Source organism: Stenotrophomonas panacihumi, from assembly GCF_001431645.1.
In the GTDB taxonomy this organism is placed as follows: domain Bacteria; phylum Pseudomonadota; class Gammaproteobacteria; order Xanthomonadales; family Xanthomonadaceae; genus Stenotrophomonas_A; species Stenotrophomonas_A panacihumi.
Map to the genome: position 1 here is coordinate 1 of NZ_LLXU01000020.1, position 12619 is coordinate 12619.

The 12619-nt window shown below is 71.0% G+C and carries 12 protein-coding genes and 1 tRNA gene; 8 read left to right on the forward strand and 5 right to left on the reverse strand.

Annotated elements, in window-relative coordinates; genetic code table 11:
- Nucleotides 1-475, forward strand: a 475-nt coding sequence (locus ARC20_RS00870; protein ID WP_057642927.1) for an autotransporter outer membrane beta-barrel domain-containing protein, incomplete at its 5' end; no start/stop codon positions are given.
- A 67-nt stretch (nucleotides 476-542) separates the two neighbouring features.
- Here ARC20_RS00870 and ARC20_RS00875 read toward each other — a convergent pair.
- Nucleotides 543-635: transfer RNA gene (locus ARC20_RS00875), tRNA-Ser, on the reverse strand.
- A 133-nt stretch (nucleotides 636-768) separates the two neighbouring features.
- Between ARC20_RS00875 and dnaX the strand changes: the two genes are divergently transcribed.
- From dnaX to ARC20_RS00895, 4 genes are read left to right on the forward strand one after another with little or no spacing between them, the layout of a single operon-like run.
- On the forward strand, nucleotides 769-2583 hold the full coding sequence (dnaX, locus tag ARC20_RS00880; RefSeq protein WP_057642929.1) for a DNA polymerase III subunit gamma/tau: 1815 nt from the start codon (nucleotides 769-771) through the stop codon (nucleotides 2581-2583).
- A 5-nt stretch (nucleotides 2584-2588) separates the two neighbouring features.
- Entirely contained in the window at nucleotides 2589-2909 is a 321-nt protein-coding gene (locus tag ARC20_RS00885; RefSeq protein WP_057642932.1) for a YbaB/EbfC family nucleoid-associated protein, read from the forward strand.
- A gap of 52 nt (nucleotides 2910-2961) precedes the next feature.
- Nucleotides 2962-3561: a recombination mediator RecR gene (recR, locus tag ARC20_RS00890; protein ID WP_057642956.1), complete on the forward strand. Its 600-nt coding sequence runs from the start codon at nucleotides 2962-2964 to the stop codon at nucleotides 3559-3561.
- A gap of 24 nt (nucleotides 3562-3585) precedes the next feature.
- Entirely contained in the window at nucleotides 3586-3942 is a 357-nt protein-coding gene (locus tag ARC20_RS00895; protein WP_057642934.1) for a histidine triad nucleotide-binding protein, read from the forward strand.
- 72 nt (nucleotides 3943-4014) lie between these two features.
- Here the strand turns inward: ARC20_RS00895 and ARC20_RS00900 are convergent, their stop codons facing one another.
- Genes ARC20_RS00900 through ARC20_RS00915 form a run of 4 tightly spaced genes read right to left on the reverse strand, consistent with a single transcriptional unit; the run spans nucleotide 4015 to nucleotide 8419 of the window.
- Nucleotides 4015-4536: a Slp family lipoprotein gene (locus ARC20_RS00900; protein ID WP_057642936.1), complete on the reverse strand. Its 522-nt coding sequence runs from the start codon at nucleotides 4534-4536 to the stop codon at nucleotides 4015-4017.
- Complete coding sequence (locus ARC20_RS00905; RefSeq protein ID WP_057642938.1) at nucleotides 4533-6482, reverse strand: transglutaminase TgpA family protein; 1950 nt, start codon at nucleotides 6480-6482, stop codon at nucleotides 4533-4535. Before ARC20_RS00905 ends, ARC20_RS00900 begins: the two co-directional genes overlap by 4 nt.
- On the reverse strand, nucleotides 6475-7434 hold the full coding sequence (locus tag ARC20_RS00910; RefSeq protein ID WP_057642941.1) for a DUF58 domain-containing protein: 960 nt from the start codon (nucleotides 7432-7434) through the stop codon (nucleotides 6475-6477). The genes ARC20_RS00905 and ARC20_RS00910 overlap by 8 nt, the downstream gene beginning before the upstream one ends.
- A 31-nt stretch (nucleotides 7435-7465) precedes the next feature.
- Nucleotides 7466-8419: an AAA family ATPase gene (locus tag ARC20_RS00915; protein WP_057642944.1), complete on the reverse strand. Its 954-nt coding sequence runs from the start codon at nucleotides 8417-8419 to the stop codon at nucleotides 7466-7468.
- 38 nt (nucleotides 8420-8457) lie between these two features.
- Here ARC20_RS00915 and ARC20_RS00920 point away from each other — a divergent pair, with 38 nt between their 5' ends.
- The 3 genes from ARC20_RS00920 to ARC20_RS00930 all read left to right on the forward strand — a co-directional run.
- Entirely contained in the window at nucleotides 8458-10305 is a 1848-nt protein-coding gene (locus ARC20_RS00920; protein ID WP_057642946.1) for an ArnT family glycosyltransferase, read from the forward strand.
- A gap of 24 nt (nucleotides 10306-10329) precedes the next feature.
- On the forward strand, nucleotides 10330-11295 hold the full coding sequence (locus tag ARC20_RS00925) for a glycosyltransferase family 2 protein (protein ID WP_057642949.1): 966 nt from the start codon (nucleotides 10330-10332) through the stop codon (nucleotides 11293-11295).
- The coding region (locus tag ARC20_RS00930; RefSeq protein ID WP_152983938.1) for a glycosyltransferase 87 family protein at nucleotides 11292-12619 on the forward strand (1328 nt) is incomplete at its 3' end. The genes ARC20_RS00925 and ARC20_RS00930, both read left to right, overlap by 4 nt.

Here is a 12619-nt window from a genome sequence, read left to right on the forward strand (position 1 = left end):
ATACCCGGTCTCCACCGACGCGAACGTGGTGAGTGCGTCGGTGGAGACCGGGTATCCGTGGCAGGTGGGCGAGCGCTGGCAGCTCGAACCGCAGGCGCAGGTGATCTGGAGCCGCGTGCAGGTGGATAACTTCAGCGACCCGCTCGGCGAGATCGAATACGACGACGCCAGCAGCGTGACCTGGCGGCTCGGAGCGCGCCTGATCGGCGATTTCGACGACACGCGCGGCTCGCACTACCGCCCGTTCCTGCGCCTCAACGTGATCCACACGCCCGATGGCGACGACCGCGCGCGCTTCGACGACATCGCCGTGGCCAACGCGCGTGGCGCCACGGCCTGGCAGTTCGGCGTGGGCCTGAGCGCGGGTATCAGCGAGAGCGCGCAGCTCTACACCACCGTGGACTACACCGCGGACCTGGACGGCGGGCGGCAGCGCATTCTCACCGGCCGGTTGGGGGTGCGCTGGGTGTGGTGAGCGGGCGGGCAACAAAAAAGCCACCCGAGGGTGGCTTTTCTGCTTGCCCGCGGACGCGGGCTGGATCTGGCGGAGAGAGGGGGATTCGAACCCCCGAAGCGCGGTTTAGACGCTTACACACTTTCCAGGCGTGCTCCTTCAACCACTCGGACACCTCTCCGTGCCTGCCGCGGAACCCGCTGCAGGGGCGCAGATTCTAGCGGCCGGGCCCGCCGGCCACAAGCCGCCCCCGTCGCCGGGGCCGCGCTTGACGCCCATGGCACAATGTCGGTTCAGATCAAGACGGTCGTCCGATGTCCTATCTCGTACTCGCCCGCAAGTGGCGCCCCAAGCGTTTCGCCGAGCTGGTGGGCCAGGAGCACGTGGTCCGCGCGCTGACCAACGCGCTGGACAGCGGCCGCGTGCACCACGCCTTCCTGTTCACCGGTACGCGCGGCGTCGGCAAGACCACCATCGCGCGCATCTTCGCCAAGTCGCTGAACTGTGAACAGGGCACCAGCGCCGACCCCTGCGGCCAGTGCCCGGCCTGCCTGGACATCGACGCCGGTCGCTACATCGACCTGCTGGAGATCGACGCCGCGTCCAACACCGGCGTGGACGATGTCCGCGAGGTGATCGAGAACGCGCAGTACATGCCCTCGCGCGGCAAGTTCAAGGTCTACCTGATCGACGAAGTGCACATGCTCTCCAAGGCGGCGTTCAACGCGCTGCTCAAGACGCTGGAAGAGCCGCCGGAGCACGTGAAGTTCCTGCTCGCCACCACCGACCCGCAGAAGCTGCCGGTGACCGTGCTTTCGCGCTGCCTGCAGTTCAACCTCAAGCGCCTGGACGAGGACCAGATCCAGGGCCAGATGACCCGCATCCTGGCCGCCGAGCAGATCGAGGCCGACGGCAGCGCGATCGTCCAGCTCGCCAAGGCCGCCGATGGCAGCCTGCGCGATGGCCTCTCGCTGCTCGACCAGGCCATCGCCTACGCCGGCGGCGCGCTGCGCGAGGACGTGGTGCGCACCATGCTCGGCACGGTCGACCGCACCCAGGTCGGCGCCATGCTCGACGCGCTCGCCGACGGCGATGGCGCGCGCCTGCTTCAGGTGGTCGCGGCGCTGGCCGAGTTCTCGCCGGACTGGAGCGGCGTGCTCGAAGCGCTGGCCGAAGCGCTGCACCGCATCCAGGTGCGGCAGCTGGTGCCGGGCGCCGCGCCGCTGGCCGATGGCGTGGATCCGGAAGCCTTCGCCGCGCGCGTGCGCCCGGAAGTGATCCAGCTCTGGTACCAGATGGCGATCAACGGCCGTCGCGACCTGTATCTCGCGCCGAGCCCGCGTGCCGGTTTCGAAATGGCGGTGCTGCGCATGCTGGCGTTCCGCCCGGCCGGCGCGGTGGCGCCGGGCACTGGCAGCGGGGCCGCTGGCGCCGCGCAGCCGGGGCAGGGCAGTGCCAACGCCGGCAACGCGGGCGCCGGCATGGCCGCGGCGCCCGCCGCACCGGTGGTGGCGCCCGTCGTGGCGGCACCGCCTGCGCCCAAGCCGGCCCCGGTCGTGCCCGCGCGCGCCACGCAGGACGATCCGCCGCCGTGGGCGGTGGACGATGCGCCCGTGCGCGCGACCCCGCCGGCCCCCGCGCCGGTGTCCGCCCCGGTGATGCCGGAAATGGCGATGGCGCCGCCGCCCGAGCCGGTCGCCCCGCCGCCGGCCGCCGTGGCCGCGCCGGTCGATGGCCGCATCGCCGATGCCGAACAATGGCTGGAACTGGTCGCCCAGGCCCAGCTCTCCGGCCCGTCGCGCCAGCTCGCCGCGCATGCCGCGTTCCTCTCGCATCGCGAGGGCGTGCTGCGCCTGGCGCTGGACCCGGGCTTTGAATACCTGCGTTCGGACCGTTCCCTGTCCGAACTGGCGCAGGCGCTGGCGCCGACCCTGGGGCAGGCGCCGAAGATCGTCATCGAGGCCGGCGCCGGCAGCGCCGAAACCCTGCACGAACGCGCCCATCGCCAGAAGGGCGAGCGCCAGGATGCCGCCGAGGCGGCCTTCATGGCCGACCCGAACGTGCAGCGCCTGATCCAGCAGCACGGCGCGCGCGTCGTGCCCGATTCCATCCGTCCTTACGAAGAGTGAACCCCATGCGCGGCAACATCGCCCAACTCATGCAACAGGCGCAGAAGATGCAGGAAAACCTGCAGCGCGCCCAGGAAGAACTGGCCAAGCTCGAAGTCACCGGCACCGCCGGCGGCGGCATGGTCAGCGTGACCCTCACCGGCGCCAAGGAGTGCCGCAAGGTGCGCATCGACCCCAGCGTGCTGGCCGATCCGGAAATGGCCGAGGACCTGATCGCCGCGGCGTTCAACGACGCCTCCAACAAGATCGACGCCGAGTCCAAGACCCGCATGGGTTCGGCCACGGCCGGCATGCAGCTGCCCCCGGGCATGAAGCTGCCGTTCTGATCCCGCGCCGGAGCCACCGCGCCGCGTGCTTCGCGGCGCGGACCGCCACGCCATGAGCCTGTCCCTGCTCGAACAACTCATCGAGTCCCTGCGCGTGCTGCCCGGCGTGGGGCAGAAGAGTGCGCAGCGCATGGCCTACCACCTGCTCGAACGCGAGCGCGAAGGCGGGCAGCGCCTGGCCGACGTGCTGGCCGAGGCGATGCAGCGCATCGGCCATTGTTCGCTGTGCCGTGATTTCAGCGAGCAGTCGCTGTGCGCGATCTGCGCCAGCGCCAGCCGCGACCGCCAGCAGCTGTGCGTGGTGGAATCGCCGGCCGACCGTCTCGCCATCGAGCATGCCACCGGCTACCGCGGCCTGTACTACGTGCTGCAGGGCCGGCTCTCGCCGCTGGACGGCATCGGCCCGCGCGAACTGGGCCTGGATCGCCTGGCCGAGCGCCTGTCGCAGGGCGAGGTGGAAGAGCTGATCATCGCCACCAACGCCACCGTCGAGGGCGAGGCCACCGCGCACTACCTCGGCCAGCTGGCGCGCCAGCATCGCGTGCGGCCGAGCCGCCTGACCCAGGGCATGCCGCTGGGCGGCGAGCTGGAGTACGTCGACCGCGGCACGCTGTCCTACGCGTTCGGCAGCCGCAGCGAGATGCCCGAGTAACGTTTCCTTCCTGGAGCCCGTCCCATGTCCGACACGATCTTCGGCAAGATCATCCGCCGCGAAATCCCCGCCAGCATTGTCTACGAAGACGACGACGTGCTCGGCTTCAAGGACATCGCCCCGCAGGCGCCGGTGCACGTGCTCTTCATTCCCAAGCACGAGGCGATCCCGACGCTGGACGACGTGCGTCCGGACCAGGCGCAGCTCATCGGCAAGCTGGCGCTGGCCGCGGCCGAGTACGCGCGCCGCGAAGGCCTGGCGCAGGATGGCTACCGCATCGTGATGAACTGCCGCGAGCACGCCGGCCAGACCGTCTTCCACATCCACCTGCACCTGCTGGCCGGCGCCCCGCTGGGCCACTTCGGCGCGCCCGGGCGCTGAGCCTCGGGGAACCTGCAAAAGAAAACGCCGCCCCAGGGCGGCGTTTTCGTTCATGGCGCGGCGTCGGCCAAATTACCACCAGCCCCAGCGCGGGCCCCACCACGGGCTCGGGCCCCACGGGCCGTACGGGCCATACGGGCCCCACGGATCAACCACCTGCACTTCGCGCACCACCGGCCACAGGTACACCACGTCGGCTTCGATCTTCGGCACGCGGTATTCGAAATCGCCGATGCGGGTGTTCTCCGTGCCGGCGATCTTGCCGATGAAGGTCACTTCGCGGCCAGCCTGGAAGATCGCCGGATCATAGAAGCCGGTGCGGCAGGCGATGAAGCGTCCGTCATTGGCGTCGCTGTCGCTGCTCGACGGGCGGCCGGTGCCGGCCAGCGGGCGGCCGAGCATCTGGAAGCAGGTCTGGTCCGGACCCGGGCGGGTTTCGATGATGCTGCCACCCCAGCGCACCAGCGCGCCCGGCTGCGCGGCGGCTTCGCGCGGCGCGACCGGATTGAACTGCCCCTGCAGGGGCTTGGGCGCGGTGGCGCACGCCGCCAACGACAGCGCGGCGATGAAAGGAAGTACCAAACGGATGTTCATGGCGAAGCTCCGGTGTTCGGGCGATGTTGGTGCAGGTCTTTGATCAGTTGCCGGCGTGCGCTGTCGGCGACGTCGGCAGCGTAGCGCGCTTCGGCGAAACGTCGGCTGAGTACGACCAGCGCCGGGTCGGCAAGTTCCCGGTCCACCCGGGCCGCCCAGTCTAGTGCCGGCTCGTGCGGTTCGCGTGTCAATCCATGCCGCGCATAGCGCTGGCCCAGCCGGCGCCAGGCACGCAGCAGCGGGTCGCGCTCGCGTTCGCCGCGGGCCAGCAGCCAGGCCATCCAGCCCAGCGCGAGCAGCGCGGCGCAGACGAACAGGGCGATCAGCTGCGAAGGCTCCAGCCGGTCGATGCCCAGCGGGCGCAGCAGGTGCTGCTGGCGCTCGGCGTTGAAGCTCAATACCAGCTCGTTCCAGCCGCGGCGCAGCCAATCGCCGACGTTGCCGGCCCAGCGCGCGTCGAGCTGCGCGCCGGCGCCGTCCTGCTGGGCGAGGCGGTTTTCCAGCGTGTCGTAGATGCGTTCGGGCGCCACCGCGGCGGTGGGATCCACGCGTACCCAGCCGCGGCCTTCCAGCCACACCTCGGCCCAGGCATGGGCATCCATGCGGCGCACCACGTAGTAGTCGCCGATCGGATTGCGGACGCCGCCGACATACCCGGTCACCACGCGCGCCGGAATGCCGGCCGCGCGCATCAACACCACGAACGCGGAGCTGAAATGTTCACAGAAGCCGCTTTTGTACTGGAACAGGAACTCGTCGACGCTGTCGTGGCCGAGCAGCGGGGTGGTGAGGGTGTAGGAGAACTCGGCGTGGATCCAGGCCATCGCGCGGCGGATCACCGCATCGTCGTTGCGCCCGGCCTCCTGCCGCCACTGCTGGCCCAGCGCGAGCGCGCGCGGGTTGTAGCCGGCCGGCAGGCGCAGCGCGGCGCGGCGCAGCATCGGCGCCAGGGTGGCTTCGAAGGCCTGCGGCGGGGCGGACTGCAGGCGCCAGCGGGTCAGCCCGGTGAGCGGCAGCTGGCTCATCAGCTCGAAGTCGGGCGTGAGCCGCGTGCCGCCCGGGGCCTGCAGCGGCAGGTCGAGCGCGACCAGCCGGCGGTCGTCGGTGGCCTCGTAGTCGATCTGGTACGACCAGCGCGCCGTGCCCGACTGCACGGCCGGCATCGGCGAGGCTTCGTGCCACTGCGGCGAGGTCCAGTTGCGGCCGTCGAAATCCCACAGCACCGGGCCACGCCAATAGCGCTGTTCGGGCGGCGGCACCGCGCCGAAGAACTGCGCGCGCAGCGCCGGGCTGTCGTCGGCCATCAGGTCGATCCACTCGCCCGGCGACATCTTGTCCGACAACCCCGGCTTGGACATCGTGCGCTCGGGAATGCCCCATAGCGGCGAGCCCAGGCGCGGGAACAGCCAGAACGCCGCCAGCGCGAGCGGCAGGCCGATGACGGTGATGCGGCGCATCACCCGCAGCTGTTCGCGCCACGTCACCGCGCCAGTGTGCGATTCGGCATCGGCCAGCTGCGCCATGCACAGCACCGCCGACAGCACGGCCAGCAGCGCCAGCACGGTGGTCAGCGGGCCCTGGTCGAGCAGGAACGCGGAGAACGGCGCGAACAGCGCGAAGCCGAGCAGGCTGCGGCCATCGCGCAGCGTGCGCAGTTCGCTGGACTTGATCGCCAGCATCGAGGCCAGCAGGGCGCAGCCGGTGTCGCGGCCGAAGCGCAAGCCGGCCTGCCAGTACACCGCGGCCAGCATGGCCAGCAGGAACAGCACGCGCAGCGGCGCGGGCACCGTGCGGCGCCACGCCAGCCCCATGGTCAGCAGCGCGGCGCCCGCGAACACCAGCGCCAGCATCGCCGGCAGCTGCAACAGCAGCGGCAGCAGGCACAGCCCGGTGGTGGCAGCCAGCCAGGCGCGGCTGCGCGGGGAAAGGGCGGGGGACTCACGCATGCGGCAGCAGCGCCAGCGCGCGCAGGCATTCGTGGCGGTGTTGCGCGCCGCGCGCCGGGCCCAATGCCGGTTGCCCGGGCAGGTTGAGGCGGTATCGACGGCCTTCGCGCTCGGCCTCCTCGACCCAGCGCGCCAGCCGCGCGATGCGGCGTTCGTACGGCAACCCGGCCAGGGCGCGCCAGTCGAGCTGCACGTCCACGCCGGTGGGCTGTTCGTATTCGCGCACGAGCAGGGTGTCGCGCCGTGCCGAATGCTTCCAGGCGATGGCGCGGCGCGCGTCGCCGGTGCGATAAGGCCGCAGCTGGTGGAGTTCCTCGCCTTGCGCGTGCAGGCGCGTGCCGGTGGGCTGGCCCTCGCCCAGCGGCAACGGCGGGCCCTCGGTTTCCGGCGTGGGATAGACCAGCAGCGGCACGTCCGGCCAGAGCCACGACCACGCGCGCACCAGCCCCAGCGGATGCGTGGTGGACAGCCTCAGGCGTCCGATCTCCAGCCAGCCGCGGCGCACGGTGGGCAGGCGCAGTTCGGCGGCGTGGTCGTCGGCGTCGCCGACCGAGCACCACGTCGTGTCATCCGGATGCTGCAGGCACAGGCCGCGCCGCGTGCGCGCGTCGTGGGCGGCGAAGACCAGGCGCAGGTGCAGCGGCGTGCCGGCGGGCACCGGGTCGGCGGCCAGCGCGGTGAGTTCCAGGCCCGAGAGCTGCAGGTGCGCCATGATCGCGCTGGCGATCGCCGCCGCGCCCAGCAGCAACGCCAGCAGCAGCGCGGGGTTGTTGTTGTAGTTCAGCGCGCCCAGCAGCATCGCCATCAGCAGCAGGCCGATGAAACCGCCGAACGGGGTCGGCAGCACGTAGATGCGCCGGCGGTCCAGGCGTACCGGCAGCGCCTCGGTGCTGCGCGGGCGCGCCAGCAGCGCGAGCCGGCGCCAGCCGGCCAGCGCGGCGTCGCGGTTCATCGCCGCGCTCCGGTGGGGCGGGGGCGTGGCATCAATCGACCGGCACGCCGTGCAGGATCTTCTTGGCCAGCGCCGCGCCGGACACGCTCTCGGCCTCGGCCACCAGTCGATGACCGGCCACCGCCTCGAACAGCGCCTGGATATCCTCCGGCAACACATGCGCGCGGCCGAGCAGCAGCGCATACGCCTTGGCCGCGCGCAGCAGCGCGATGCCCGCGCGCGGCGACAGCCCCACGCGCACGCCGGCGTACTGGCGGCTGCGCGCGAGCAGGTTCTGCACGTAGTGGATCAACGCATCGCTGGCGTGCACGTGCTCCACCGCGCGGCGCAACGTGAGCACGTCCTGGTCGGTGAGGCAGGGTTCGGCCTGCGCGATGAGGTGGCGGCGGTCGCTGCCGCTGAGCAGCGCGCGTTCGGACTCGGCGTTCGGATAGCCCAGGGTGAGGCGCAGCAGGAAGCGGTCCAGCTGCGAGTCCGGCAGCGGGAAGGTGCCGGAAAGGTCGACCGGGTTCTGCGTGGCGATCACGAAGAACGGCTCGGGCAATGCGTGGGTCTCGCCATCGAGCGTGACCTGCTGCTCGGCCATGGCCTCCAGCAGCGCGCTCTGCGTGCGCGGCGGGGCGCGGTTGATCTCGTCGGCCAGCAGCACCTGCGTGAAGACCGGGCCGGGATGGAACTGGAAACGACGCGCAGTGGCGTCGTAGACCGAGACGCCGAGCACATCGGCGGGCAACAGGTCGGAAGTGAACTGGACGCGCTGGAAGCCCAGGCCCAGACTGGACGCCAGCGCGTGCGCCAGCGTGGTCTTGCCCAGGCCGGGCAGGTCCTCGATCAGCAGGTGGCCGCCGGAGAGCAGGGCCACGAAGGCCAGGCGCACTTCGTGCGTCTTTCCCAGCAGGAGCGAATTGACCTGCGCCTGGGCCCGGCGCAGCGCTTCGCGCAGCGCATCGGTTAGCATTTCCGTCGCTTGTGGCGGTATCGACATCACGTTCCCGGATCGATGAAGGATTGAGTGGCGAGGCAATGCAGGGAGAACAGCGCGCGCATCGCAACTTCGTGATCCTGTGGACGTTGCTGACCGCCGTCAAGGTGGTCATCGCCGCACGCCTGCCGCTTTTCGTCGACGAAGCGTTCTATTGGCAGGAAGGCCAGCACCTGGCGGCGGCGTATTCGGACCTGCCCGGGATGACCGCCTGGCTCGCCCGCCTCGGCGTGGCGCTGGGCGGCGACCACGTGCTGGCGCTGCGCCTGCCGTTCCTGGTGATCGCCTCGCTGCTGCCGTGGCTGATCGCGCATATCGCGCGGCGCTGGTTCGGCGGCAGCTGTGGCTGGCAGGCCGGCAGCCTGGCGCTGCTGATGCCGCTGTCGGCCACGCTGGGCATCCTCGCCGTGCCGGACGTGCCGATGGCGCTGGCCGCGGTGCTGTGCCTGGACGCCGGCGCGCGGCTGCTGCGCGAGGTCGAGGCGGGCAGCGCGTTGCAGCTGGCCATCGGCCTGGTGATCGGCGCGCTGAGCCACTACCGCTTCGCCGGGGTGATCGGCGTGGGCTTCATCGCGCTGATGGTGCTGCCGCAGGGGCGCAACGTGATGCGCGATCCGCGCATCTGGATCGCGCTCAGCGCCGGCCTGCTGGCGTGGCTGCCGCTGTTGCTGTGGAACAGCGACCACGACGAGGCCGGCCTGCGCTTCCAGCTGGTGGACCGCCATCCGTGGACGTTCCAGTGGACCGGTTTCCAGTTCCTGCTGATCCAGACGCTGATGGTCACTCCGCTGCTGGCCTGGGCGATGCTGCGCGTGGGCATCGCCGGCACCCGCACCGGCGGTGGCATCCGCGCGCAGTGGCGGTATTTCGGGCTCGTGGGTGGCGTCTCCACGGTGGCGATCTTCGCGCTGGGTTTCTTCAGCGACGCCGAGCGCATCAGCTTCCACTGGCCGCTGCCGGGCTACCTGGCGCTGCTGGTGGCCGTGCCGGTGATCCTGATGCGCTGGCCGCGCCGCTGGCGCCAGGCGACCTGGGCGATGGCGGTGATCGGCATGCTGTGCGCCTACGGCTATTACCTGGCCGTGTCGGTGCCTTCGGTACGCGAGCAGGCGGCCGGGGAGAAGTACTACCCGCGCAATTTCGCCGGCTGGCAGCCGCTGGCACGCGCCGTGCGCCAGGAGCTGGCGAAGATGCCGCCCGGAAGCCGCGTGCTGGCCGGCAATTTCAAGGTGGGCGCGGAGCTGGGCTTCGCGCTGGGCGATGCGAACATCGAAGTGCTGCCCGCGCCGTTGAACGAAAAGCATGGCCGCAGCGCGCAGCTGGCGCAGTGGGGCCTGCTGTCCAACGGCGAGCGCGATGCGCCGCGCCTGCTGGTGCTTTCGCCCAGCGACCAGCGCTATCGCGACCTGCTGGAGCGCTACCACCAGGTCTGCGACATCGTCGGTCCGTTGCCGCCGCCGGTGCGCCAGGTGTCCACCGACCACGGCTACCAGCGCTTCCTGCTGTTCCATTTGCCGCAGGCGCGGGCCGAAGGCCCCTGCGTGGCGCCGGCGATGGCCTGGGTGGATGCGCCGCTGCCGGGGGTGCGCGTCGATACGCCCACGCTGGAGGTCGCCGGCTGGGCATTCAAGGATGGCGTGGGCCTGCGCGCGGTGGAGATCCTCATCGACGGCCGCGTGGCCGCCACCGCCGAATATGGCGGCGCGCTGGACGTGCGCCCCAGCTGGCCGCAGAGCAACGACCCGCAGCATCCGAACGTCGCTTTCCGCGCGCAGGTCGATACCCGCGGCCTGCGGGCCGGCCGGCACTGGCTGGGCCTGCGTCTGCACGGCCACGACGGCAGCGTCGAGGAATGGTGGGAGCAGCCCCTCGACGTGGTCCGCCCGTAATCGATCCAAGCGACAATGGACGTCATGACCTCACCTGCCCGCATTGCCCTTTCCGCCGACGCCGGCCTGCGTGTCGCCGTCGTCGTGCCCTGCCACAACGAGGCGGCGACCATCGCCAAGGTCGTCAGAGATTTCGCCACCGCGCTGCCCGGCGCGGCGGTCCACGTGTTCGACAACAACTCGCGCGACGCCACCGCCGCGCAGGCGCGCGCGGCTGGCGCGCACGTGCACGCGGTCGGGCTGCAGGGCAAGGGCAACGTGGTGCGCCGCGCCTTCGCCGATGTCGAGGCCGACATCTACGTGATGGTGGATGGCGACGACACCTACGACGCCAGCGCGGCGCCGCTGCTGGTCGAACGGCTGCTCAACGAAGGGCTGGACATGGTCGTCGGCGCGCGGCGCGACCAGGCGCAGGCCGCCTATCGCCCCGGACACCGCTTCGGCAACGTGCTGCTGACCCGCTGCGCCGGCCTGCTGTTCGGCCGCAGCTTCGATGACATGCTCTCCGGCTACCGCGTGTTCTCGCGGCGCTACGTGAAGTCCTTCGCCGCGCATGCGCAGGGGTTCGAGACCGAAACCGAACTGGCCGTGCACGCGCTGCAGCTCCGCATGCCCGTGGCCGAGGTCGCCACCGCCTACGGCGTGCGCCCGGAAGGTTCGCAGAGCAAGCTCAACACCTGGCGCGATGGCTGGCGGATCCTGATGACCATCGCCAAGCTGTTCAAGGCCGAGCGTCCGCTGCTGTTCTTCTCGGTGGGGTTCGTGGCCTGCGTGCTGGCCTCGCTGGGGCTGGCGGTGCCGCTGCTGGAAACCTACGTGCAGACCGGCCTGGTGCCGCGCTTTCCCACCGCCATCCTCTGCGTGGCGCTGATGCTGCTCGGCTTCCTGCTGCTGGCGTGCGGGTTGGTCCTCGACACCGTGACCCGCGGTCGCATCGAGGCCAAGCACCTGGCATATCTGTCCATCCCGCGACCGGGGACGCGCGCTTGAGGCGGTTCGCGGGGCGCGTGGGCGCCGCGTTGCGCGCCCGGCTGGCGTTCGATTCGCGCGCCAATGCCGTCTTCGCCTGCGTGTCGGCGTTGGTGCTGTGCGGGCTGTGGTCGATGCTGCGCGGCCAGGATGCCAACTGGGACCTGCGCAACTACCACCTCTACAACGGCTATGCCGCGTTGCACGGGCGCCTGGGCATCGACCTGGCGGCCGCGCAGATGCAGAGCTATTTCAACCCGGCGCTGGATGTCGTGCAGTACGCGCTGATGACCGGGGTGCCCGGGCCGCTGGCCGCCTTCGTGTTCGGTGCATGGCATGGGCTGTTGTTCGCGCTGGTCGCGGCGATCGCCTGGCGCGTGCTGGCCGACGACCCGCGTCGCGCCACCCGCGTGCCACTGCTGGCGCTGGCGGGGTTGTTCACCGGCGCGTTCCTGTCTGAACTCGGCAACACCATGGCCGACAACACCACCGCGGTGCCGGTGCTGGGCGCCCTGGCGCTGATCCTCTCCGCGCAGGATCGCGCGCGGCAGGGACAGGGCGCGGCGCTGCGCTGGCTGTTGGCTGGCGTGCTGATCGGCCTGGCGGTGGCGTTCAAGCTCACCAATGCGGTGTATGCGGTGGCGTTGGGCCTGGCCGCGCTGGCGGACGGTGGGCGCGTGCGTGGGCGGCTGGCCGGTGCGGCGGTCATGACCGCGGCCGCGCTGGCGTGCTTCGCCGTGGTGGGTGGGCCGTGGTTCCTGCAGGTGTGGCAGCAGTTCGGCAACCCGCTGTTCCCGCAGTTCAACGCGTGGTTCCAGTCGCCGCTGGCGCTGCCGGTCTCGGTGGCCGATACCCGCTGGCTGCCGAAAGGCATGCGCGAATGGCTGACGTGGCCGCTGCTGTTTTCGCTGCACCCGCAGCGCGTCAGCGAGCTGGCGCTGACGCAGTTCGGTTGGGCGCTGCTGTACCTCATGGTCCTCGTGGGCGTCGCCTGGCGCCTGCTGCGTCGCGCACCCGCCGACACGCGCCGGATGTTGCCGGCCGCGCGCACGCTGCTGGTGTACTTCGTCATCGCCTACCTGTTGTGGCAGGCGGTCTTCAGCATCCATCGCTACCTGGTCGCGATCGAGGTGCTGCTGCCGCTGCTGTTGTGGTGGGCATGGCCGCGCCTGCTGGGGCCGGCGACGCTTCGCCTGCGGGCCCCGATATTCGTGCTGCTGGCCCTGTACGCCTGGCATGGCGCGGCCGACTGGGGGCATGGGGCATGGCGGCAGCCGGCCTTCGCCGTGGAAGCGCCCTCGATGCACGCGCCGAAGGACAGCGCGGTGGTGCTGGTGGGCGGTGA

Bases quoted from the DNA above. Each gene is read 5' to 3' on its own strand.
- ARC20_RS00910 (WP_057642941.1), bottom strand. From the start codon at position 7,434: ATGAACCGCGACGCCGCGCTGGCCGGCTGGCGCCGGCTCGCGCTGCTG.
- ARC20_RS00885 (WP_057642932.1), top strand. From the start codon at position 2,589: ATGCGCGGCAACATCGCCCAACTCATGCAACAGGCGCAGAAGATGCAG.
- ARC20_RS00900 (WP_057642936.1), bottom strand. From the start codon at position 4,536: ATGAACATCCGTTTGGTACTTCCTTTCATCGCCGCGCTGTCGTTGGCG.
- ARC20_RS00920 (WP_057642946.1), top strand. From the start codon at position 8,458: ATGCAGGGAGAACAGCGCGCGCATCGCAACTTCGTGATCCTGTGGACG.
- ARC20_RS00905 (WP_057642938.1), bottom strand. From the start codon at position 6,482: ATGCGTGAGTCCCCCGCCCTTTCCCCGCGCAGCCGCGCCTGGCTGGCT.
- ARC20_RS00915 (WP_057642944.1), bottom strand. From the start codon at position 8,419: ATGTCGATACCGCCACAAGCGACGGAAATGCTAACCGATGCGCTGCGC.
- ARC20_RS00925 (WP_057642949.1), top strand. From the start codon at position 10,330: ATGACCTCACCTGCCCGCATTGCCCTTTCCGCCGACGCCGGCCTGCGT.
- dnaX (WP_057642929.1), top strand. From the start codon at position 769: ATGTCCTATCTCGTACTCGCCCGCAAGTGGCGCCCCAAGCGTTTCGCC.
- recR (WP_057642956.1), top strand. From the start codon at position 2,962: ATGAGCCTGTCCCTGCTCGAACAACTCATCGAGTCCCTGCGCGTGCTG.
- ARC20_RS00895 (WP_057642934.1), top strand. From the start codon at position 3,586: ATGTCCGACACGATCTTCGGCAAGATCATCCGCCGCGAAATCCCCGCC.